Source organism: Faecalibacterium sp. OM04-11BH (genome assembly GCF_003482185.1).
GTDB lineage: Bacteria > Bacillota > Clostridia > Oscillospirales > Ruminococcaceae > Faecalibacterium > Faecalibacterium tardum.
Genome location: NZ_QULS01000010.1, coordinates 45,778 through 64,465, shown reverse-complemented (window position 1 = coordinate 64,465; position 18,688 = coordinate 45,778). Strand labels below are relative to the sequence as shown.

Annotated in this window: 24 protein-coding genes; 11 read left to right on the top strand and 13 right to left on the bottom strand. The window is 59.0% G+C overall.

All coding sequences use genetic code 11. The features are described 5' to 3' along the window. Nucleotides 1-8: 8 nt before the first annotated feature. The 4 genes from DXB44_RS09805 to DXB44_RS09790 all read right to left on the bottom strand — a co-directional run bounded on the left by DXB44_RS09805 (nucleotide 9) and on the right by DXB44_RS09790 (nucleotide 2,261). Nucleotides 9-560, bottom strand: a complete 552-nt coding sequence (locus DXB44_RS09805) for a DJ-1 family glyoxalase III (protein WP_118658604.1) — start codon at nucleotides 558-560, stop codon at nucleotides 9-11. 78 nt (nucleotides 561-638) lie between these two features. Then, on the bottom strand, nucleotides 639-929 hold the full coding sequence (locus DXB44_RS09800) for a YerC/YecD family TrpR-related protein (RefSeq protein WP_118658603.1): 291 nt from the start codon (nucleotides 927-929) through the stop codon (nucleotides 639-641). 307 nt (nucleotides 930-1,236) lie between these two features. Beyond that, nucleotides 1,237-1,731, bottom strand: a complete 495-nt coding sequence (locus tag DXB44_RS09795) for a GNAT family N-acetyltransferase (RefSeq protein ID WP_118658602.1) — start codon at nucleotides 1,729-1,731, stop codon at nucleotides 1,237-1,239. An 8-nt stretch (nucleotides 1,732-1,739) separates the two neighbouring features. Then, nucleotides 1,740-2,261: a nitroreductase gene (locus tag DXB44_RS09790; RefSeq protein ID WP_118658601.1), complete on the bottom strand. Its 522-nt coding sequence runs from the start codon at nucleotides 2,259-2,261 to the stop codon at nucleotides 1,740-1,742. Nucleotides 2,262-2,486: 225 nt separating this feature from the next. Between DXB44_RS09790 and DXB44_RS09785 the strand changes: the two genes are divergently transcribed. The 4 genes from DXB44_RS09785 to nagA all read left to right on the top strand — a co-directional run bounded on the left by DXB44_RS09785 (nucleotide 2,487) and on the right by nagA (nucleotide 7,024). Then, the gene (locus DXB44_RS09785; RefSeq protein WP_113621550.1) at nucleotides 2,487-3,077 is read left to right on the top strand and encodes an RICIN domain-containing protein; all 591 of its coding nucleotides are present in this window, start codon (nucleotides 2,487-2,489) and stop codon (nucleotides 3,075-3,077) included. Nucleotides 3,078-3,268: 191 nt separating this feature from the next. Further along, entirely contained in the window at nucleotides 3,269-3,778 is a 510-nt protein-coding gene (locus tag DXB44_RS09780) for an 8-oxo-dGTP diphosphatase (RefSeq protein ID WP_118658600.1), read from the top strand. Nucleotides 3,779-4,064: 286 nt separating this feature from the next. Further along, nucleotides 4,065-5,528, top strand: a complete 1,464-nt coding sequence (locus tag DXB44_RS09775) for a PTS transporter subunit EIIC (RefSeq protein WP_118658599.1) — start codon at nucleotides 4,065-4,067, stop codon at nucleotides 5,526-5,528. A 368-nt stretch (nucleotides 5,529-5,896) separates the two neighbouring features. Then, nucleotides 5,897-7,024, top strand: coding sequence for an N-acetylglucosamine-6-phosphate deacetylase (nagA, locus tag DXB44_RS09770; protein ID WP_118658598.1), 1,128 nt, complete (start codon nucleotides 5,897-5,899; stop codon nucleotides 7,022-7,024). Nucleotides 7,025-7,145: 121 nt separating this feature from the next. On the opposite strand, the gene DXB44_RS09765 is transcribed toward nagA, so the two are convergent. The 6 genes from DXB44_RS09765 to DXB44_RS09745 all read right to left on the bottom strand — a co-directional run bounded on the left by DXB44_RS09765 (nucleotide 7,146) and on the right by DXB44_RS09745 (nucleotide 9,063). Then, nucleotides 7,146-7,658, bottom strand: a complete 513-nt coding sequence (locus tag DXB44_RS09765) for a PTS glucose transporter subunit IIA (protein ID WP_118658597.1) — start codon at nucleotides 7,656-7,658, stop codon at nucleotides 7,146-7,148. Nucleotides 7,659-7,900: 242 nt separating this feature from the next. After that, the gene (locus tag DXB44_RS09760) at nucleotides 7,901-8,239 is read right to left on the bottom strand and encodes a GIY-YIG nuclease family protein (RefSeq protein WP_055186469.1); all 339 of its coding nucleotides are present in this window, start codon (nucleotides 8,237-8,239) and stop codon (nucleotides 7,901-7,903) included. Nucleotides 8,240-8,250: 11 nt separating this feature from the next. After that, a complete protein-coding gene (locus tag DXB44_RS09755; protein WP_118658596.1) occupies nucleotides 8,251-8,457 on the bottom strand; it encodes a hypothetical protein in 207 nt (68 codons plus the stop codon). A gap of 21 nt (nucleotides 8,458-8,478) precedes the next feature. Next, complete coding sequence (locus tag DXB44_RS14540) at nucleotides 8,479-8,631, bottom strand: hypothetical protein (RefSeq protein ID WP_155515407.1); 153 nt, start codon at nucleotides 8,629-8,631, stop codon at nucleotides 8,479-8,481. A 34-nt stretch (nucleotides 8,632-8,665) separates the two neighbouring features. Then, the gene (locus DXB44_RS09750) at nucleotides 8,666-8,848 is read right to left on the bottom strand and encodes a hypothetical protein (RefSeq protein WP_118658595.1); all 183 of its coding nucleotides are present in this window, start codon (nucleotides 8,846-8,848) and stop codon (nucleotides 8,666-8,668) included. 29 nt (nucleotides 8,849-8,877) lie between these two features. Further along, nucleotides 8,878-9,063 (bottom strand): hypothetical protein, encoded by a 186-nt coding sequence (locus tag DXB44_RS09745; protein WP_055186471.1) that lies wholly within the window; start codon nucleotides 9,061-9,063, stop codon nucleotides 8,878-8,880. A gap of 254 nt (nucleotides 9,064-9,317) precedes the next feature. Here DXB44_RS09745 and DXB44_RS09740 point away from each other — a divergent pair, with 254 nt between their 5' ends. The 3 genes from DXB44_RS09740 to DXB44_RS09730 all read left to right on the top strand — a co-directional run bounded on the left by DXB44_RS09740 (nucleotide 9,318) and on the right by DXB44_RS09730 (nucleotide 12,909). Continuing rightward, nucleotides 9,318-10,418: a WYL domain-containing protein gene (locus tag DXB44_RS09740; protein WP_118658594.1), complete on the top strand. Its 1,101-nt coding sequence runs from the start codon at nucleotides 9,318-9,320 to the stop codon at nucleotides 10,416-10,418. 175 nt (nucleotides 10,419-10,593) lie between these two features. Further along, nucleotides 10,594-11,817, top strand: coding sequence for a DUF3048 domain-containing protein (locus DXB44_RS09735; protein WP_118658593.1), 1,224 nt, complete (start codon nucleotides 10,594-10,596; stop codon nucleotides 11,815-11,817). Nucleotides 11,818-11,829: 12 nt separating this feature from the next. Further along, nucleotides 11,830-12,909 carry a DUF3048 C-terminal domain-containing protein gene (locus tag DXB44_RS09730; protein ID WP_118658592.1) on the top strand — a complete coding sequence of 360 codons (1,080 nt, stop codon included), beginning with the start codon at nucleotides 11,830-11,832 and terminating at the stop codon, nucleotides 12,907-12,909. Nucleotides 12,910-13,488: 579 nt separating this feature from the next. Here DXB44_RS09730 and DXB44_RS09725 read toward each other — a convergent pair. The 3 genes from DXB44_RS09725 to DXB44_RS09715 all read right to left on the bottom strand — a co-directional run bounded on the left by DXB44_RS09725 (nucleotide 13,489) and on the right by DXB44_RS09715 (nucleotide 15,473). Further along, on the bottom strand, nucleotides 13,489-14,094 hold the full coding sequence (locus tag DXB44_RS09725) for a Tat pathway signal sequence (RefSeq protein ID WP_118658591.1): 606 nt from the start codon (nucleotides 14,092-14,094) through the stop codon (nucleotides 13,489-13,491). A gap of 99 nt (nucleotides 14,095-14,193) precedes the next feature. Next, entirely contained in the window at nucleotides 14,194-14,868 is a 675-nt protein-coding gene (locus tag DXB44_RS09720; protein ID WP_118658590.1) for a histidine phosphatase family protein, read from the bottom strand. A 38-nt stretch (nucleotides 14,869-14,906) separates the two neighbouring features. After that, a complete protein-coding gene (locus DXB44_RS09715) occupies nucleotides 14,907-15,473 on the bottom strand; it encodes a leucine-rich repeat domain-containing protein (RefSeq protein ID WP_118658589.1) in 567 nt (188 codons plus the stop codon). A gap of 415 nt (nucleotides 15,474-15,888) precedes the next feature. Between DXB44_RS09715 and DXB44_RS09710 the strand changes: the two genes are divergently transcribed. The 4 genes from DXB44_RS09710 (at nucleotide 15,889) to DXB44_RS09695 (ending at nucleotide 18,586) form a co-directional block, all read left to right on the top strand. Next, the gene (locus DXB44_RS09710) at nucleotides 15,889-16,584 is read left to right on the top strand and encodes a helix-turn-helix transcriptional regulator (protein ID WP_055186477.1); all 696 of its coding nucleotides are present in this window, start codon (nucleotides 15,889-15,891) and stop codon (nucleotides 16,582-16,584) included. A 117-nt stretch (nucleotides 16,585-16,701) separates the two neighbouring features. Then, nucleotides 16,702-17,319 carry a twin-arginine translocation signal domain-containing protein gene (locus tag DXB44_RS09705; RefSeq protein ID WP_055186478.1) on the top strand — a complete coding sequence of 206 codons (618 nt, stop codon included), beginning with the start codon at nucleotides 16,702-16,704 and terminating at the stop codon, nucleotides 17,317-17,319. Between the two features lie 170 nt (nucleotides 17,320-17,489). After that, on the top strand, nucleotides 17,490-18,002 hold the full coding sequence (locus tag DXB44_RS09700; protein ID WP_097779430.1) for a twin-arginine translocation signal domain-containing protein: 513 nt from the start codon (nucleotides 17,490-17,492) through the stop codon (nucleotides 18,000-18,002). A 44-nt stretch (nucleotides 18,003-18,046) separates the two neighbouring features. Next, the gene (locus DXB44_RS09695; protein ID WP_118658588.1) at nucleotides 18,047-18,586 is read left to right on the top strand and encodes a twin-arginine translocation signal domain-containing protein; all 540 of its coding nucleotides are present in this window, start codon (nucleotides 18,047-18,049) and stop codon (nucleotides 18,584-18,586) included. Nucleotides 18,587-18,688 lie beyond the last annotated feature (102 nt).

Genomic DNA, 18,688 nt, shown 5'->3' with positions numbered 1-18,688 from the left:
CCCTCCTCTCAGTGCCGGTAGGCGATGGCGTTGCGGATGCGGTCGGCTTCGGCGTCTCCCGCCAACTGGCGCACCAGCTCCAGCGCAAAGGGGATGGCGCCGCCCAGACCGTAGCTGGTGGTGATGTTGCCATCCACGACCACCTCGGTGTCCAGCACATGGGCGCCGGCCAGCTTGTCCTGAAATGCAGCGTGAGCGGTGGCGTTTTTGCCCTCCAGCAGACCCAGTGCTGCCAGCACGCTGGGCGCAGCGCAGATGGCGGCTACCTTTTTGCCCGCCTTTGCAAAGGCAACGCAGGTGTCGGTCACCGTTTTGTTGGCGGCAAGGTTCGGCGTACCGGGAATGCCGCCGGGCAGCACTACCAGATCTACGTCGGAATAATCGACCTCCTCTGCCAGCGCATCGGCGGTGATGTGCACCTTATGGCTGCTCAAAATCTCCCGGCTACCGGAAGCGCTTGCCACCAGCACCTCCACCTTGGCGCGGCGGAGCAGGTCCACCACCAGCAGTGCCTCGCACTCCTCGGTGCCCTCCGCAAAAAATACAACAGCTTTTGCCATAAGAAAAACCTCCTGTTCAAATCTTAAAAAGAAAAGCCGCGTGCCGCAGCTTTGGGCGGTACGCGGCTTTTGTGTCAGTCAGCGGATTTTTTTTTCAGCTTCCAGCAGCGCACGCAGTACACTGTCGTCTGCGCTCAGCACCCGGCTGACCCGGCTGATGATGGCGCTGGACGCACCGGTCTTGTCCATGATCTCGGTGTAGATGCACTTGTCGGCCAGCAACTCGGCAATGTTGTAGCGCTGCTCCATTGCGCTGAGCTCCGAATAACTGCACACGTCCTGCAGAAAACGATAGCATTCCTCCGGGGTCTTGAGCTGCAGAAAAGCCCGGTACAGGCCGGAGTTGCCGGTGGGATGATCTTTCGCCATGATAGTCTCCTTTTTTGCACAGAATGCCCGCAGACAGCGGCTTTATTACACTACATCAGTGTAGTACAAATGCGGATAAATTTCAATGGCTATTTTGTGATTTTTCGGAAATTACCCCTCATCCGGCGCTGTGCGCCACCTTCCCCCCAAGGGGTGAAGGCTTCAGCGGCAGTGACAAAGTTTCAGGTCAAGCCGTAAAGCTTGCCGTACCAAAAGGCTTCCCCCGGACGGGGGAAGCTGTCACCGCAGGTGACTGATGAGGGCGCGGGCAAGCAGCAGCTTACCCCGCGACTGGTGAGGTGCATATTCAGCTCAGGGTGTGCTCATACACCAGCTCGTTGCGGGGTACGGTGCCGGTCTCCTGCTCGGCGGGGCGCAGCTCGCGGTAGCGCAGTGCCTTGAAGAACTGCTGCACCGGCAGCGCCTTGGCGTGGATGGTGCACCACACCCGGCCTTTGCCTTCGCCCTTGGCCAGCCGCTCACAGGTCTGCACGATGTCCCTGCCGATGGCTTTGCCGCGGTATTCCGGCTTGAGGTACAGGTGCATCAGGTGCAGGGCGGTGTTCTCCATCTTCCACGCAAAGTAGCCGATGAGCTTGCCGCCCAGAAACACCAGAAAATAGTTCACGTCATTGTCGATGTCCTCTTCAATGGCGTCGGCGCTTTGCAGCTCCTCCACAAGGGTGTCCAGCTGCTTTGCGGGGTAGTAGCGCTTGTAGACCTCGTGCCACAGTTCGCTGGCAAGGTCGGCGGTGTTGTGGATGTATTTGGCCTTTGCGACCAGCTTGTAATCAGGCTTCATAAAACTCCTTATACTCTTACGATGTAATCCGGCTTGCGGGGTGCGGCGGGCTTGGGTGCGGCGGCGGGGTAGCCCAGAATGCAGTGGCCTACGCCGATCCAGTCCCCCTCAATGCCCCACTTTTTCAGCAGTGCTTTGCCCTCGGCGGAGTCGAACTCCTCCCGGGCGCGGTTGATCCAGCAGCTGCCCAGCCCCAGCGATGCGGCAGCCAGCATCAGGTTGCCCATGACAAGGCTGCCGTCCTGCACGGCGCAGTTTGCGTGGGCATCGGCCAGCACCACCAGAATGGTGGGTGCGCCGTACATGGGGTCGCTGTCGGCACCCATGACGGCGGCGTTCATCCGGGTCAGCTGGGCGCGGGTAGCGGCATCCTGCACGACCACGATCTTAGCGCTCTGGCGTCCCATAGCGCTGGCGGCGTAGGTGCCGGCCTCCAGCACGGCGTCCAGCTCGGCATCCGTGATCTGCCGGGGCTCGTAGGCGCGGCAGCTGCGGCGGCTGCGAATGGTTTGTAAAGTCTCGTTAGTCATGAAAGATCCCCTCCTTAATAGTGGATGGCTTTATTGTACCACAACCTGCGCCGGAGTGCAAAGTGCCCGCCGTTAAAAAACATTGCTGGCTCCCGAAAACGTTTGCGCTGCAAAAACACGACAGAATGCACAAAAAACAAAAGAAAGATTATGGAAAAGCATTCTTGTTGCCAGCGGGCAAATCGGGTATAATAGGGCTACCATAGCGGAAAGGAGTTGTGCTCTATGGCAAAGGCATCGCAGGTCGTCATTATGGAGGGGGAATACTACATTATCAAGGCCCCCAACGGGAAGGTACTGGAAGTAAAGGATTTCAACACGGAGAACGGCGCCGGCATCCAGCTGTGGAGCTATGCGGGGCATCCGTGGCAGCAGTGGCAGTTTGTGGACGCGGGCGAGGGACGCTGGCGCATCCAGAACCGCTTTACCGGCAAGATGATCGATCTGGCACTTGGCGGCGTGGTGGAGGGCACATGGCTGCACCAGTGGAGCCGCACCAGCGGGCTGAGCCAGTGCTGGGCACTGGAGCCTACCCGCAGCGGGCGCACCCGCATCCGCAATGTGCTGGCGGATAAGTACATCGACCTTGTGGGCATGAACACCGCCAACGGCGCACAGGCGCAGATCTGGAACTATGTGGCGGGCGGCAATCAGGAGTGGACGCTGGAACGCATCGACCCTGACGTTGCCCAGACCGGCAAGCGCGCCGGGGAGGCAAAAGACCCCCAGCCTACCCCCAGCCAGCGCAAGCACCAGAACGATCTGGTGCGCAAGCTGAATAGCGCAGGCAAGGGCCGCGCCGGACGCAAGGCATAAATCGAAAAACGCTTCCGCTGCTTTGTGGGCATCCACAGCGGAAACACTTCCCAAAGGGCTGCTGCACAGCGTTTCATGCAGCAGCCCTTTCTTATGAAAAAAGATACGCGTATGCCGCCGCGCAGCGGCGGCATACGGTAAGCATTCTCGCCCTCTGGCGAAAAAACATCGGACAAAAAGGAGAACGACCCATGAACTTAGGCGCATTTATGAACCCGGAATTTCCCATCTTCAGCACCACCCTTTGCTATCTGGAGCGGGAGGACGCTTACCTGATGCTGCACCGCATCAAAAAGCAGGACGACTACAACCACGACAAATGGGTGGGCGTGGGCGGCAAATTTGAACGGTTTGAAAGCCCGGAGGACTGCCTTGTGCGGGAGGTGCGGGAGGAGACCGGCCTTACCCTGACGCGCTACCGCGCCCGGGGACTGCTGACCTTTGTGTGGGGCAACATGACCGAGTTCATCCACCTGTACACCGCCGACCGGTGGGAGGGCGAGATGATAAGGGGCGATGCCTGCGCCGAGGGAGAACTGCAGTGGGTGCAAAAGGCCGAGGTGCAAACGCTCCCCATCTGGGAGGGGGACAAGCTCTTTTTCCGTCTGCTGGAGGAAGAACACCCCTACTTTTCCCTCAAGCTGGTGTATGACGGCGACACCCTGAAACAGGCCGTGCTGGACGGAAAACGCATTGTATAAAAAAGTGCAAAATATATGGACTTATGGTGGGATGCAACCCTTTGGACAAAATAGACATAAAAAGAAAAGATTTTTCAGCACTTAAATCAGGACGCGTGCAGAAAAAACAAAAAATACTGACAGATGTGCCATCAAATAAGGACTTTTGGCGCATTTTAATGGAAAAAAGAAAAAACCACTTTCTTTTTTTGCAAAAATATGTTACTATTCTGTTACGGAACTGTGGACAGCCTGCAACCAGAGACTGTCTGTAAACACAAACATTCTTTAAGGAGGAATGTGTCTTATGATGAAGTATCTCCAGAAACTGGGCAAAGCTCTGATGCTTCCCGTCGCTGTGCTGCCGATCTGCGGCATCCTGATGGGCATCGGCTACGCTCTGGCTCCCGCTGTTATGGGTGCCGAGGGCGCAACTTCCGGCGCAGCATACACCGTCGGCTTCCTGCTCATCAAGGCAGGCGGCGCTCTGATCGATAACATGGCATGGCTGTTTGCCATCGGTGCCGCTGTCGGCCTTGCTGACAACGACGGTACCGCAGGTCTGGCCGGTCTGGTCAGCTTCCTGATGATGCAGCAGCTGCTGAACCCCGGTGTGGTCAGCGCTGTGCGCCACATCGAAGAGGGTACCGCTACCTACATTGCATACCAGAAGGTCGCCGGCAACTCCTTTATCGGCATTCTGGCTGCCGTCATCGGCGCTGCCTGCTACAACAAGTTCAAGGATATCCAGCTGCCTGACTGGCTGGCATTCTTCTCCGGCAAGCGCTTTGTTGCAATCGCTACCGGTCTGATCTCCATCGTAGCATCTGTTGTTCTGTTGTTCGTCTGGCCGCTGATCTTCGGTGCACTGGTCGCTCTGGGCAAAGGCATCGCCGGCATGGACGGCATCGGCGCAGGCATCTACGCTTTCCTGAACCGTCTGCTGATCCCCACCGGTCTGCACCACGCTCTGAACAACGTGTTCTGGTTCGACACCATCGGTCTGGGCGACCTGACCCACTTCTGGGCAGGTGAGACCAGCGCTGATGTGGGCTGGAGCCTTGGCATGTACATGTCCGGCTTCTTCCCCTGCATGATGTTCGGTATTGCCGGTGCTGCTCTGGCTATGGTCAAGACCGCTAAGAACAAGAAAGCTGCTATTGGTCTGGTCGTCTCCGCTGCAATCTGCGCATTCGTCTGCGGCGTTACCGAGCCCTTCGAGTTCGGCTTCATGTTCCTGTGCTTCCCGCTGTACGTTGTGTACTCCGTTCTGTACGGCATCTTCACCATCATCACCTACTACTCCGGTTTCCGTGCTGGCTTCTGCTTCTCCGCAGGCGCTACCGACCTGGTGTTCTCCGCTTCTCTGCCCGCAGCTGCTAAGACTTGGATGATCATTCCTCTGGGCATCGCAGCATTCCTGGTGTTCTACTTCGTGTTCTACTTCGCTATCACCAAGTACGACCTGAAGACCCCCGGCCGTGAGGATGACGACGAGGAAGCTGAGAAGAAGGTCGTTCTGGCTAACAACAACTACACCGAAGTCGCTTCTGCTGTTCTGGCTGCTGTCGGCGGCAAGGAGAACGTGAAGGACGTTGGTTACTGCGCAACCCGTCTGCGTTTTGAGGTGAAGGATAACGCTAAGGTCGACGAGAAGGCTGTCAAGGCTGCCGGTGCTGCCGGTGTTATCCGTCCCAGCAAGAACGCTTGCCAGGTCATCATCGGCACCAAGGTGCAGTTCGTGTACGACGAGCTGAAGAAGATGCTGTGATCCTGCACTTCTGAAAAGAATGAACTGCAAAAGTCTGGTTGATTTTGCAGTATGAACCGGGCCGCCGGGGGCGGGGTGCACAGCGCCCCCTCCCGGCGGCTCGCTCTTTTTGCACAGCGGTACAATGTTCACACAAAAGGACTTTTGAAAAAACACCCGGCGTGCTATACTGGGTGAAAAGCAAGAAGCTGTTTTCGTAAGCGGGGTGCGCCGAACGACGAGGATTTTTGTCCGCAGACAAGGCGATTTTCCGCAGCGATCCTTGGTGGATTGCAAGGGAAAGCAACGCAGTATGCGAGCAAAAAGACCGTTCGGGCGGTGTGCAATGCTTATGAAAACGGCTTCAAGGAAAGAACGAGGTGTTTTGTATGATCCTTCAGAATGCACTGGTCTATACCCCGCGCCACACCTTTGAGCGCGGCACCATCATCATCCGCGATGGCCGCATCGTGCCCTTTGCCGCCCCGGAAGAGGGCGAAGAGGTGCTGGACGCCGAGGGGCTGTACGCCCTGCCGGGCCTTGTGGATATCCACTTCCACGGGGCGATGGGCAAGGATTTCTGCGATGGCACCGAGGAAGCCATCCAGACGCTGGCGGATTTTGAGGCCAGCAAGGGCGTGCTGGCCATCTGCCCCGCCACCATGACCTACCCCGAGGAGATCCTGAACAAGGTAATGGACGCCGCTGCCGCCCATAAAAACGGCAAGGGCGCCGACCTTGTGGGCATCAACATGGAAGGTCCCTTCATCAGCCCCAAAAAGGTGGGCGCACAGAACCCGGAGTATGTGCAGGGCGCAGACGCCGCCATGTTCCGCCGTTTGCAGAAGCGTGCGGGCGGTCTGATCAAGCTGGTGGACGTTGCACCCGAAGAGCCGGGCAATCTGGACTTTATCAAGGAGTGCCATAACGAGGTGCGCATCTCCATCGCCCACACCTGCACCGACTACGACACCGCCGTCAAGGCCTTTGAAGCCGGTGCCACCCACATGACCCACCTGTACAACGCCATGCCCGGCATCACCCACCGTGCGCCCGGCCCCATCATTGCGGCCATGGAGCACGATGCCGAGGTGGAGCTCATCACCGATAACGTGCACATCCACCCCGCCATGGTGCGGTTCACCTTCAACACCTTCGGGGACGACCGCGTCTGCCTGATCGCAGACAGCGCCATGTCCTGCGGCCTGCCGGACGGCCAGTACAGTCTGGGCGGACAGGCTATTACGGTCAAGGGACCCCGCGCTACCCTGACCGAGCACCCGGACACCATTGCGGGCAGCAACACCTGCCTGTACGACTGCATGAAGCGCGCTGTGCTGGAAATGAACGTGCCGCTGGAAAGCGCCGTCCGCGCCGCCAGCGAGACCCCCGCCAAGAGCATCGGCGTGGATAACGATTACGGCAGCCTTGCCGCCGGACGCTACGGCAACGTCATCCTTGCGGATAAGGAACTGAACCTCAAGGCCGTCGTCCAGAAGGGCGTCCGCATCGTCTGAGTTTTGTAAAAAAGTGATGCCGGGCAGCCACAGGCTGCCCGGCATCACGCTGTAAAAATATATTTTCCGCAAAAAAGAGGCCGCTGCGTGATTGCAGCGGCCTCTTTGTGATGCAAAAAAATCAGACCTTGAACAGCGGGGTGCCGGGGGCAACATCGCCCTCTGCCAGCATCTTCACTTCATCACCGGCGCCATCGGTCACGATGATAGCGGTGGCGGTGGGGTGACCTGCGGCGCGGACGGCGTCCAGATCCACCTTCAGCAGCGGAGTGCCTGCGGAGACCTTCTGATTCTCCTTGACCAGAGCGGTAAAGCCCTGACCCTTCATGTCCACGGTGTCCATGCCGACGTGGATCAGCAGCTCGATGCCGTCGTTGCTGGTAATGCCAACAGCGTGCAGGGTGGTGGCGATCTGGGTCACAGTACCGTCAAAGGGGGCGTATACGGTGTCGCCGGTGGGCTCGATGCCGCAGCCGGGGCCCAGAATGCCCTGTGCAAAGGTTTCGTCCGGGATGTCGGCCTGAGCCAGCACCTTGCCCTGCAGCGGGGTCAGCACGGTCTTGCTCTGGTTGGTGAACTTAGCGGTGTTTTCGTCCTTGGACTTGCCGCCAAAAAGCTTGTCAAAAAAACCCATAAGTATCATTCCTTCCTGTCATCATGCAAGGGCGGCAAAGGTAACAAAATGTTTGCCGACCCTGAAGTGTTTACCTGTATAAAAAGATACCATATCGCGCACCAAAATGCAAGAAAAGCGTGGACTTTTTCTCCATGCGATCAGGGCAGAGGCGGCTGTTTTTTGCCGGGGCGCGGAACAGCAAAAAAGACACCGGCCGAAGCTGGTGTCTTTTCAGGTTCCCGGGGGCTGCCACGGAAGCGTTACTTCCCGGCGGGTCTGCCTTCCCCGCCTTTGGAGCGGTTCAGGGTGGGGTGGTGCTTCTCGATGGACTGCTGCTCGTGCTCCCGGCGGGTGCGGGAGGTGGAGCGGCCGTCGGCCACCATGTACTCAAGGGTGCTGCCGCAGCCCTGACCGGTGGGCAGCTTACCGCTGCGGATATGCTCCCGCATACGCCGGGCGAGATCGTTGGTCTCCCCGATGTATGTAATGCAGCCGGAGCCGTCCCGCATCCGGTACTCGCCGGGACTATTGGGCGGCCTGTGTCCGGCCCCGGTGGTGGGGTCGAATTTCCACGGGCGGCCTGCCTTGTAGATGGACATAGGGTACCTCCTTATCGGTGGCCTCCGCGCTTGCGGAGGGAAAGCTCTGCGGTGGGGAAACTGGCAGGGAATGCGGGCTGCGGCGGTCGCTGCGGCTCTGGGGAGCACTGCGCTTTGCCGCAGTACCGGCACACCAGACCAAGGTCGCCGGTCGAGGGGTTATAGCTGTAGGTGCGGCGGCAGTGGACGCACTGTCGGGTCATGGGCAGCAGACTCATGCAGAAACCCTCCTTTCCGGGTCAGCGGCGGTCGCTGTCGTGCTCCCGGGCGTCCCGGGAGATCTCGGCTGCGTCGGACAGGGCCTTGAGCCCGATGGCGGCGAGGAGCAGCCCGCCGACGGGCGGGGTGGTGGAGACCACAGCGGCCGTAGCCGCAGTGAGAAGCGTGAACATACGGACACACCTCCTTTCAGGTGCAGAAAAGGCTTCAGGCCAGCGCGGATACGCTGCGGCGCTGCCGGTCGGCGAAAAGCGCGGCGCCGCAGACGGCACCACCCAGCGTGCCGATGGCGGCGGCCCGCACGGTGTTTGTGCCGGTGAGGGTGGCGAGGGCGCCGCACAGTGTGCTGCCCACACTGATGCCGGAGATCAGGGTGTTCAGAAGTTCCACGAAAGACACCTCCTTTCCTGCCGGGGCGCTCAGGCGAGCTGGCGCGCTGCGGCCTCGGTACCCTGCACGGTGCAGGCTGCCGCAGTGGTCCCGGCACCGATCAGGGTGCCGACAGCCGTGCCGGTGGCGACGGACGTGCCGGTGATGGTGGCGATGGCGCCGCCGATGGTGCCGCCCAGCGTTGCGCCGGCGATAACGGTAGAAAGAATAAACATGATAGACCCTCCTGTTGCAGATTACATGAGCGAAAACGAAATGAGCCGGAACCTGCCCGGGAAGCCGCGCTCTGGCGGCTCCCGTGGGGGTGGCTCCCTTGACTGTGGCTTTATTATACAGCAGCCTGAATGGAATTCCTAGGTGACAAAAAACTTTATTTTTTGTTCCAATTCCGGTAGAAATATGCTATAATCGCCTTATAAAAGTACCGGTATGGAACGAATGCCCGTTTTTGAGCCTGCGGAGGTGCAAGATGCTGTTTTCGGAGCTTGAGGAAGTTCTGGAGGATCTTTCCAGAAACAAACAGCGGCTGACTGTGAGCCGCCATGCCTACAATATCCTGCTTCAGGATGACGAGATCTTTGAACCGGACAAAAAACAAAATCGCTCCGGCGGCGATCCCTCTTCTACACTGGTCAACCAGCTATTCCAGAACCTTTACGAAACGGCGGAGTCCTCCATCTGGATGCGGCTCGGCGCGGAAAAGGAAAAGCTTGCCGAGCGCTTCCATGGGCAGGAGAACGCCGAAGCCTGTACCGTGGCGGTGCTTGCGCTGCTGCAGGAACAGCTTGAAGAAAAGGCGCGCTGCCGCCAGCAGGACAAGGGCTGCTCTTTTTTCGTCCGGCTCAGCAAGCCCGTGCTGGAAGCGCTTGCTTCCGATGAGCTGCGGAAGGATGCCGCGTTTTACGGCGACAAGGTCGGCAGCTACCTGAAAGCACTTCTGGAGGAATACTGCGCGCTGCCCTATGCAGAGCGGGAACGCATCTATTACAAGCAGCAGCTGCAAAGCATTGAGCTGGCCATCACCAGGCAGGAAAAGCTCAAGCTCACCCTGAACAGCAGAAAAAAGCCGACCGAGGGCACGGCTGCACCGAACAATATCACCTACCTGAAGCCCCTGTGCATCCAAAAGGACACCGAGCAGCTCTACAATTACCTTGTCGGCATGACCTCTGCCCAGCCCGGCGGCCCATGGGGCATGGGGTGTGTCCGGCTCAGCTCCATCAAAAAACTCAGCAGCCTGAAATGCAGCGGCTTCATCAGCGCTGACGACCGGCGGAAGATCGCAGAGACGATCCAGAAAAACGGGGTGCAGTACCTGCCGGAGCAGGGGGCAGGGCAGACCATCCTTGTCCGGCTGACGCCATCCGGGGAAAGAAAGTACCAGCAGATCCTTCATCTCCGGCCGCAGTACGCCCGGAAAGAGGGGGCAGTGTACACCTTTACCTGCACACAGCGTCAGGTGGAAAACTACTTTTTCAAGTTCGGCCACGATGCCAGGATCCTTGCCCCGCAGGAGCTGGCAGATAAATTCAAGCGGATGTATGAATCGGCGGCAGAGCAGTACAAGTGAAAAGCCGCAAAATCCTTTCCCGCGCGGGCGCTAATTTTCACTTTACAAACGCCGCAAGAACCGTTACAATTACAATCAAAGCAATGCCGAAAGGCCGTTCGTTTTCATCCACCGTGCGCAACCGTTCCGACAGCGCCGGGGCTGCGCAGAACACTCTTGTCAGGAGGTTTTTTGCATGAAAAAGATCACACGCCGTACCGTTCTTCGTGCCTCGGGGCTGGCAGCCGCCTCGCTGGCTCTGTCCGGCTGCGCACCCACCGGCAGCGCCTGTGTGGGCAACGGTTTTTCCGACTGGCTGCAGCAGACCTTGGGGAAGAGCGGCAGCGCCGCCTCTTCTGAAAGCACCGAAGCCGCTGCCCCGGACGCCGGAGCTGCGTCTGAAGCCCCGGCAGAAAGCGCCGACAGCAGCCTGCCCGCCTACAACGCCGACCCCCTTACCGGTGAGCCCCGCCGCAGCAATGGCCGCATGGTGGGTGTGATGGTGAACAACATCAGCAACACCCAGCGACAGAACGCCCGCCCGCAGCGCGGCCTTAGCTCTGCCGACCTGCTCATCGAGAGCAAGGTGGAGGGCGGCATCTCCCGCTTCTGCGCGGTGTACTATGACGCCAATGCCATCCCGGAAGTAGGGCCGCTGCGCTCCGGCCGCGACCAGTTCTTGCAGCTGCTCATGCCGTGGCAGGCGCTGTACTATCACGATGGCGAAAGTGCCCCCTGCACCAAGTTTATCAATGTGTACAACTACTCCGGCCTGAACATCGGCGGCAAGAGCTACTTTGATACCCCCACCCATCCCCATGTGGCGCACCGCGACAGCCGCGGCCGCAATGTGGCGTATGAACACACCGAGTTCACCTCCGGCGCCGAGATCCGGCAGGCCGCTGCCAACGCGGGTATCGGGCTGCAATACCCCTACGAGAGCACCTTCTTCCGCTTTGCGGACTACCGCACCGGTGCAGAGAACAAGATGTCCGGCGCTGCCGCCGCCAAGACCATCAACATCGTGCACTCGGACAGCTACAAGACCACCTTCAGCTACAACCGCTGGGATCACCTTTATAAAATGTCCATGTACAGCCGCGCCGCCGGTGCTTTTGAGAACACCGTGGACGAGCTGACCGGCAAGCAGCTTGGCTTTACCAATCTGCTGGTCTGTTTTGCGGGCATCGCGGACTACCCCGGCAACTCCGGCGGCGTGCAGCAGGTGGACTATGCGTCCGGCGGCGAGGCCTATTTCTTCACCCGGGGCGCAGTGCAGCGGGGCACATGGCAGAAAGCCTCCCCGGAGCACCCGCTCAAGGTCTATGCCGCCGACGGCAGCGAGCTGTGCTTCAACCGGGGCAAGACCTATCTGGCCATCGTGGACGACGACGAGTGGCAAAACTTCAACTATCAGTAAGGGGAGAAGCCCATGAAACGCAAATGGAGCCTGCGCCTTGGTGCAGCCGTGCTGTGCGCGGTGCTGCTGGGCAGCTGCGGGAGCACCGCCGCTGCGCCCGCAGAAAGCACCGCCCCGGCAGACCCGCTTACCGGACAGCAGCTGCTGTACCCGGAACAGCGGGCGGCTGCGGTGGTCATTGAGAACACCACCGGCAGCACTACCCAGTGGGGCATCGGCAGCGCCTCGGTGGTGCTGGAAGCCCTGACCGAGAGCGGCAGCTCCACCGAGCTGTGTCTGGTATACCCCGCCCTCAGCGCAATGCCCGTGGTAGGGCCGGTGACGCGCGGGCAGGACTTATACTGGCGGCTGCTCAGCGGGCAGCAGGTGCTGCCCATCCAGTGCGGCAGCAGTGCGTATGCCAAGCGGTATCTGGAATACTATAACCTCCGCGCGGTGGACGCGCAGGAGGTGGGGCGCAATGCCTTTGTCAGCACCGGTTATGGCTGGAACAGTACGCCTTTGTGGCGCACCAGCGGCAAGGCGGTCGCCTCGGTGCTGGACAGCCTGAGCATCTCCACTGCCGTGAACCAGAACACCGCCTCCGGCAGCGAGAGCGAAACGGCGGGCGTGCTGCCTGCCCTGCTGCCCCAGCGGGACACCGGCCATCTGCCGGATGCAACCGCTGCAGATGCGGTAAAAGTGACCGTGAATTTCCAGTCCGGCGGTGCCACCGGCTTTGTCTACGATGACGCCCTTGCCGCCTACGGGATGCTGCACGCGGATGGCACCCCTCAGCTGGACGCCAACACCGGCACACAGGCAGCCTTTGACAACCTGCTCATCCTGTACAGCGGCTCTTCCCTGCGGGACGATGGCCGCACGCTGGACTACGATCTTTCCATGGGCGGCGGTGTCTGGCTGAACGGCGGACACCTGTGGCAGATCACATGGACGCAGGGCGTAGAGAGTACCCTTGCCCTCTACGATTCCAACGGCAAGCCGCTGGAGCTCCCGGCAGGGCGCAGTTACATTGCCCTGCTCTCCAGCCTTACCGGGCAGGAACTGCTGGTGCAAAACAGCACCGGGGAGGCGCTGGTGGGCGCCGGTTGATCTCCGGCAACGGGACGATTTTGAATGCGCTCCGCGGGGAAGGTTCTGCTTGCCAGGGGATGTTCTCTTTTGGTGGCAAAAGAGAACCAGAAAACCACCAGCGATTTCGACGCGCTGGAGCCACGAAAAAGGGGCTGCTCGCCCCTTTTAACCCCAAAGCAGAGGGCTACACCGGAAAAAACTGAAGATTCACGCCTGTTCGGCGTGAAGATCTTTTAACCGTTTTTTCCGGCTCCGCCGATTTGAAGCCCCTCAGTCTCGCTACGCTCGACAGCTCCCCCAAGGGGGAGCGGGCACGCCCGCAGCGCCGCGCTTTCGCAGAAAGCGGTGCTGCAAATGCCGTTTCCCTCTATGACTCCTCCCGTGAAAATGGGTTACAGGAAAGTCCGCAGACTTTCCTGTAACCCGAAATTTAAAATCATTCTTCCGCTGATTATGGCCAGAGCACAGCGGAGGCCATTTCAAATCGTCTCGACCTCGGAGAAATCTGGCACGCCGCAGGCGATGACGGAAGGGGTCTTACCAAGCAAAAAAGAGCCATTGCACGTCATTTCGTGCAATGGCTCTTTTACTATGCTGTTACAGGTCTACCACGCTGCCGACCTCGGCGGGGGTGGTGGGCACGGGGCCCAGAGCGGCTTCATCGGCATCGCGGCGCACCGTAAAGATGGCGCTGCGCCCGGCGGCAAAATCCGGGTGCCATGTCAGCGCAAGGGTCTGCCAGTCCTCCGGCACGGCGCAGAAGCAGTGCAGCAGCGCACCGCGTCCGGCGGCAAGGTTCAGGGTGAACACCGAAGCATCCGCTGCATTCTCGCTGTACAGCGGGGCGGCAAAGCTGCCGCAGGGCACGCTCTGACCGTCGCAGGCAGCGGTCACGCCGGTGCCCATGCTGTACAGCTGCTCCCGGGTGCGCAGACCACGGCTTTGCAGATAGCTGGTATCCACCGGCAGGCTGGCCGCCGAAAGGTTTTCCACCGAGAGGTACACCAGCACGCCGCCCAGCTCCGGTGCCGGGGCATAGCCCAGCAGCTCTACGGCAGCTTTGCCGTCCAGCAGGGCAGGCTCACCCGCAAGACACGGCTGCTGCGCCGCAGCACAGACCCCGGTAAGCAGCGCAGCCGCAAGGCTGACCGCACCGGAACCGGCACATTTCAGGAATGACCGGCGGGAGATGGATTGGGACATGACAGCGTTCCTCCTGTATACGATACAATACACTACCCTTTAACAATAAAGGATTCTGCGCGTTCTGTCAAGGGGCAGCGGGAAACTGTAACCCTTTGTTTATTCGTAGGCCTCGTTTTCCTCGGCTTCGGCCTGCCCCTGCAGGGTGTCGGCGTAGCCGAAGGGTACGATGTCGATAGCCTCCACCAGCTTGTCCCGCATCCACAGCTGCACATCGGTCTGCACGGTGTAGCCGCAGCCCGGGTCTGCCATCCACTGCTCGGGGCGGCGGGTGGGTACGGCGCGCTGGCTGAGCATGCTCATGATCACGCCGCCGTGGGTCACGCAGGCGGCCTCGGTAACGTCCATACGGATCATGTACTCAAACAGCTTCAGCAGGCTGTCGGCACAGCGGGCATGGAACTGCTCGGTGGGCTCTGCGCCCTCCGGCAGATAGCCGGAGCCCGGGGTGATCCACTTTTTAAAGTCCTCGTCGTGCACGAGCTCTTTTACGGGTCTGCCCTCAAACTTGCCAAAACCGGCCTCCCGTAGGTCGTGCACCGTAAACTGGTGGGCAGCCCCGGGGAACAGGATGTTGGCAGTTTCCACCGCGCGCAGCAGCGGGGAGGAAAACACGGTGTCTACCTGCGGGTAGGCGAACCGCTCCTTCAGGTCAGCCAGCTGGGCGCGTCCCTCGTCGCACAGGGGCAGGTCGGTGCCGCTGCCGATGTACAGGCCTTGCAGGTTGCCCGCGGTTATGCCGTGGCGGATGAGATGAAGCTTGAAGGTTTTCATGGATCACACCTCTTTTGGTTTAAAATTACGGATGGGGCTTAGCCCTCGGCGTAGTTGACCTCCACGGTATCGGGGAACACGTTCATGTCCAGACGGCAGTTGTCGCGGATGGTCACGCTGGTCAGGGCGGTGCAGCCCTTGAATGCGCCGGTCTTGATGTAGCCCACGCTCAGGGGGATGTTGACCTCGGTCAGGGCGGTGCAGCCGTTGAAGGCGCCGGCCTCGATGTACTCTACACCGTCGGCGATGTTCACGGTGGTCAGGGCAGTGCAGTCCTTGAAGGCGGTAGCACCCACGCTGGTAACGGTGCCCTCCACCTCAACGGTGGTGATCTGGTCGGCCTGATCAGCCCAAGGAGCCGGAGCGTCCTTGGTGAAGTTGGTCATACGGCCGGTGCCGCTGATGGTCAGGGTGCCGTCAGCCAGTGCCCAAGTCACACCCTCGCCGCAGCTGTTGTTGGTGGCAGCAGCGGTGGAAGCAGCCACAGAAGAAGCGGCTGCGGAAGAAGCAGTGGTCTTGGAACCGCCGCAGCCGGTCAGGGCGATGGCGGCGATCAGGACAGCAGCGGCAGCGCTGCACAGACGGACTTTGCGCTCGAGTTTCATGATGAAGTTTCCTCTTTCTTATTCTTGGTATATTACCTTTTATAGCGTCTGGCTTGTCCTTTGCAGATTTGTGCGCCGGTCAAGAACAGTCGCCAAGAAGAGATTATAGCACAAACTGCAGAAAGATGGAACCACCTATTTGAAAAATTTTTGTTTCAGAAAAGACGGACATTCACCACGGCTGTCGGTTTTCTTTCACAGCGAAAACACAAAATCTATGTGTTAATACCCATAGTTTAGCATAGATGTGGGGGGGCGGGCAAGAGTTTTGACAATAATGACGAAAAAAGACGAAAAATATCGGCATTTTTCTTGCTTTACAAGTCGTTTTCCAATGTGTATAATCAACCTGTTGTAAACCAAAAACAAGGATGTTACCAAAAATAGATCCTGCAGATATTGAGGAGAGCACATCATGGAGTTCAATCGCATCATCAAGCTGCTGCGCAAGGAGCGCGGCATCACCCAAAAGCAGGCGGCAGAGGATCTGGGGGTCTCTCAGGCGCTGCTGTCCCACTACGAAAAAGGCATCCGCGAGTGCGGCTTGGACTTTGTGGTGCGGGTGGCAGATTATTATAATGTTTCCTGCGACTATCTGCTGGGGCGCAGCGCCGAGCGCAACGGCATGATGCTTTCTGCCGAGGATCTGCCCAACCCCGAAAAGATGAAAGACAACGTCTACCACGGCAGCGTGCTGCCCACCATGAACAAAAAACTCATCTCCAACAGCCTGAACGTGCTCTACGCCAAGATCGGCCAGTGCCACAGCAAGGCGCTGACCACCGAGGTGAGCGCTTACCTGATGATGGCGGTGGCCAAGATGTTCCGGCTGCTCTACTCTGCGGAGCCGCATAATGCTTCCAGTATGTTCAGCATCGAGCCCCACCGCTGGCACGGCTATTCCGATGCCGTGATGCGGATGGCTGAAGCCAACGTAGAGGCACTGCTGGACGGGCAGGACGTGAACGGCGGCGAGGGCGTCAAGGACCCCGCCTGCCTTGCCATGACCACCGAGAGCCTGACAAGAGAATTTCCCCTGTACACGCCCAGCCTGTTAAACTTGGTCAAAACCAGTGAGACCCACGTCAAGGGACTTTCGCCGCAGGAGTGACCCTGCTTGTGAAATTGTTGTAAAGAATCGCCCCGGGCTCTTGCATCTGCGTCCGGGAAACGGTATAACCAAATAAGAAAGAAAAAGAAAATCACCCTTCAAGGAGGATATAACGTTATGTCTACTGTCATTTCCCGCCGCAGCTTTCTCAAGTGCACCGGTGCATCTGCGGCTGCACTGGGCGCAGCCAGCCTGCTGGGCGGATGCAAGTCTAACGGCAGCGATACCGTGGTAGAGGTCAAGGTGGGCGATACCGTCCGCAACTGGAACGGTCTGGGCGTGCAGCTGACCAGCGTGTTCCACCTGACGCAGGACCCCGTGCAGCCGGCAGGCTACGAGTATCTGGGCGTGCGGGTGACCACCGTCAACCGCAGCAAGACCGAGAGCTACGCCATCGGCGCACAGGGCATTGACGCCATCAACGAGGCTTACCCTGTGCCCCCGCTGGAGAACGTGGACGCAAACTTTCAGGCTATGGCTGCTGCTACCCCGGATTTTACCGCCGTCTGCGATGGTCAGCCTGCTGCCTGCTGCGCCAATATCTCGCTGTACAATGCCAATTCCCAGAGCTTTTCCGATGTGGAGAGCCTGCCCCCGCAGGGCAGCGCCTACATTGTGCTGATGCTCATGGTGCCTAAGGACTGGAAACAGCTGAAGGTCACCTATGTGCCCACCTTCCTGGAGGGCAAGAGCCTGACTTTTGTCATGAACGCTTCCGATGTGATCCGCAGCTGACAGAATCACCAGAAAAAACACTTAAACTTCGTCTAAAATGCGCGATGCTGCCACAAAATATTCACATTTGTTTTGCGGAAAATCATTGACATTTTTCTCTGTTTCGCCTATTGTATAGGTAGTGCCCTATGGCAGAATCTGTATTGATGTGTCCCAAAGGAGGAACGAATATGACTGGGGAATTTTCCCGCCGCTCTTTCCTGAAATATACCGCCCTCACCGCTGTGGCTGTGGCGGGCAGCAGCCTGCTGACCGGCTGCTCCGGGTATGCCCCGGTGCAGCACGCTCCCGGCACCAGCAACACGGTGCTGAAGGTCGTCTCCACGCTGGACTGGGTGGAATACGATGAAGAGACCAACACCACCTTGTTCCGGCTGGTGGTGACCAACGGCCGTAAAAACGCGCTGGAGGTCACTAAGGCAAACTTTGCCGTAAAGGCAGAGGGCTACCTTGCCTATCAGAACGACAAGCTGCAGGTGATCTACCCGGATTCTCTGAGCCATCAGGTCAAGCAGGGCGAAACCTTCACCTATTATGTGAAAGCAAAGGACCTGAACGCGCTGACAGACGGCCCTGTGACCCTTACCTACTACCCTGACCTGCAGTACAGCGAGTTCAGCGCCAACTGGGAGCTGGCCGCAGATGTTCTGGAACCGGAGCTTCCCGGCACCTCCACGAACTGATCCCAGGTGGAAGAACATATAGGTAAAAAACGGAGGAACAAACCATGTCTTATACATTTTCCCGCCGCGCATTCCTGAAGTATTCGGCAGCCACCGCAGTGGCTGTGGCCGGTGCCAGTCTGCTGGGCGGCTGTGAATATCAGGATCCCCAAAACCCGGTGAGCAAAGAACTGCCCAGTGCGATCAAAAGCGATTTGAATGTCATTGCCGGCCTGAAAAGCATGAAGATCGAGAAAGGCACCTGCACTTTGGAGGTGGACATTGAGTCTGCCCGTGCAAACCCCATCCCGCTGGACCCCTACCGCTTCTCTGTTGCCGTAAAGGATGTGAAGGGCGAGCCGGTCTACTTCAGCGATAACTGGGGCGGCGTGCGCATTCTAGACGCTGAGAACAGCCTGATCCAACAGAAAAAGCCCATCACCATCCATCTGGCCGCCGACCACTTCCCCACTCTGGAAGAAGGTCAGACCGTGGTGTTCAAGTTTATGCCCATCCGCGAGAACTCCGAGTATTCCATGACTTGGGAGATCACCAAGGAAGTGTACGACGAGTTCATCGCAAATCAGAGCACCAGCAAGAACTGAGCGTATCATAGCTGAACTATGACCGCAGACCGCTGCACAAAGCTTTGTGCAGCGGCCTGTTTTTGTGTGCAGGCTGTTTTGTACTGTGTGCGGATGATTCAG

Bases quoted from the DNA above. Each gene is read 5' to 3' on its own strand.
- DXB44_RS09805 (WP_118658604.1), bottom strand. From the start codon at position 560: ATGGCAAAAGCTGTTGTATTTTTTGCGGAGGGCACCGAGGAGTGCGAG.
- DXB44_RS09800 (WP_118658603.1), bottom strand. From the start codon at position 929: ATGGCGAAAGATCATCCCACCGGCAACTCCGGCCTGTACCGGGCTTTT.
- DXB44_RS09795 (WP_118658602.1), bottom strand. From the start codon at position 1,731: ATGAAGCCTGATTACAAGCTGGTCGCAAAGGCCAAATACATCCACAAC.
- DXB44_RS09790 (WP_118658601.1), bottom strand. From the start codon at position 2,261: ATGACTAACGAGACTTTACAAACCATTCGCAGCCGCCGCAGCTGCCGC.
- DXB44_RS09785 (WP_113621550.1), top strand. From the start codon at position 2,487: ATGGCAAAGGCATCGCAGGTCGTCATTATGGAGGGGGAATACTACATT.
- DXB44_RS09780 (WP_118658600.1), top strand. From the start codon at position 3,269: ATGAACTTAGGCGCATTTATGAACCCGGAATTTCCCATCTTCAGCACC.
- DXB44_RS09775 (WP_118658599.1), top strand. From the start codon at position 4,065: ATGATGAAGTATCTCCAGAAACTGGGCAAAGCTCTGATGCTTCCCGTC.
- nagA (WP_118658598.1), top strand. From the start codon at position 5,897: ATGATCCTTCAGAATGCACTGGTCTATACCCCGCGCCACACCTTTGAG.
- DXB44_RS09765 (WP_118658597.1), bottom strand. From the start codon at position 7,658: ATGGGTTTTTTTGACAAGCTTTTTGGCGGCAAGTCCAAGGACGAAAAC.
- DXB44_RS09760 (WP_055186469.1), bottom strand. From the start codon at position 8,239: ATGTCCATCTACAAGGCAGGCCGCCCGTGGAAATTCGACCCCACCACC.
- DXB44_RS09755 (WP_118658596.1), bottom strand. From the start codon at position 8,457: ATGAGTCTGCTGCCCATGACCCGACAGTGCGTCCACTGCCGCCGCACC.
- DXB44_RS14540 (WP_155515407.1), bottom strand. From the start codon at position 8,631: ATGTTCACGCTTCTCACTGCGGCTACGGCCGCTGTGGTCTCCACCACC.
- DXB44_RS09745 (WP_055186471.1), bottom strand. From the start codon at position 9,063: ATGTTTATTCTTTCTACCGTTATCGCCGGCGCAACGCTGGGCGGCACC.
- DXB44_RS09740 (WP_118658594.1), top strand. From the start codon at position 9,318: ATGCTGTTTTCGGAGCTTGAGGAAGTTCTGGAGGATCTTTCCAGAAAC.
- DXB44_RS09735 (WP_118658593.1), top strand. From the start codon at position 10,594: ATGAAAAAGATCACACGCCGTACCGTTCTTCGTGCCTCGGGGCTGGCA.
- DXB44_RS09730 (WP_118658592.1), top strand. From the start codon at position 11,830: ATGAAACGCAAATGGAGCCTGCGCCTTGGTGCAGCCGTGCTGTGCGCG.
- DXB44_RS09725 (WP_118658591.1), bottom strand. From the start codon at position 14,094: ATGTCCCAATCCATCTCCCGCCGGTCATTCCTGAAATGTGCCGGTTCC.
- DXB44_RS09720 (WP_118658590.1), bottom strand. From the start codon at position 14,868: ATGAAAACCTTCAAGCTTCATCTCATCCGCCACGGCATAACCGCGGGC.
- DXB44_RS09715 (WP_118658589.1), bottom strand. From the start codon at position 15,473: ATGAAACTCGAGCGCAAAGTCCGTCTGTGCAGCGCTGCCGCTGCTGTC.
- DXB44_RS09710 (WP_055186477.1), top strand. From the start codon at position 15,889: ATGGAGTTCAATCGCATCATCAAGCTGCTGCGCAAGGAGCGCGGCATC.
- DXB44_RS09705 (WP_055186478.1), top strand. From the start codon at position 16,702: ATGTCTACTGTCATTTCCCGCCGCAGCTTTCTCAAGTGCACCGGTGCA.
- DXB44_RS09700 (WP_097779430.1), top strand. From the start codon at position 17,490: ATGACTGGGGAATTTTCCCGCCGCTCTTTCCTGAAATATACCGCCCTC.
- DXB44_RS09695 (WP_118658588.1), top strand. From the start codon at position 18,047: ATGTCTTATACATTTTCCCGCCGCGCATTCCTGAAGTATTCGGCAGCC.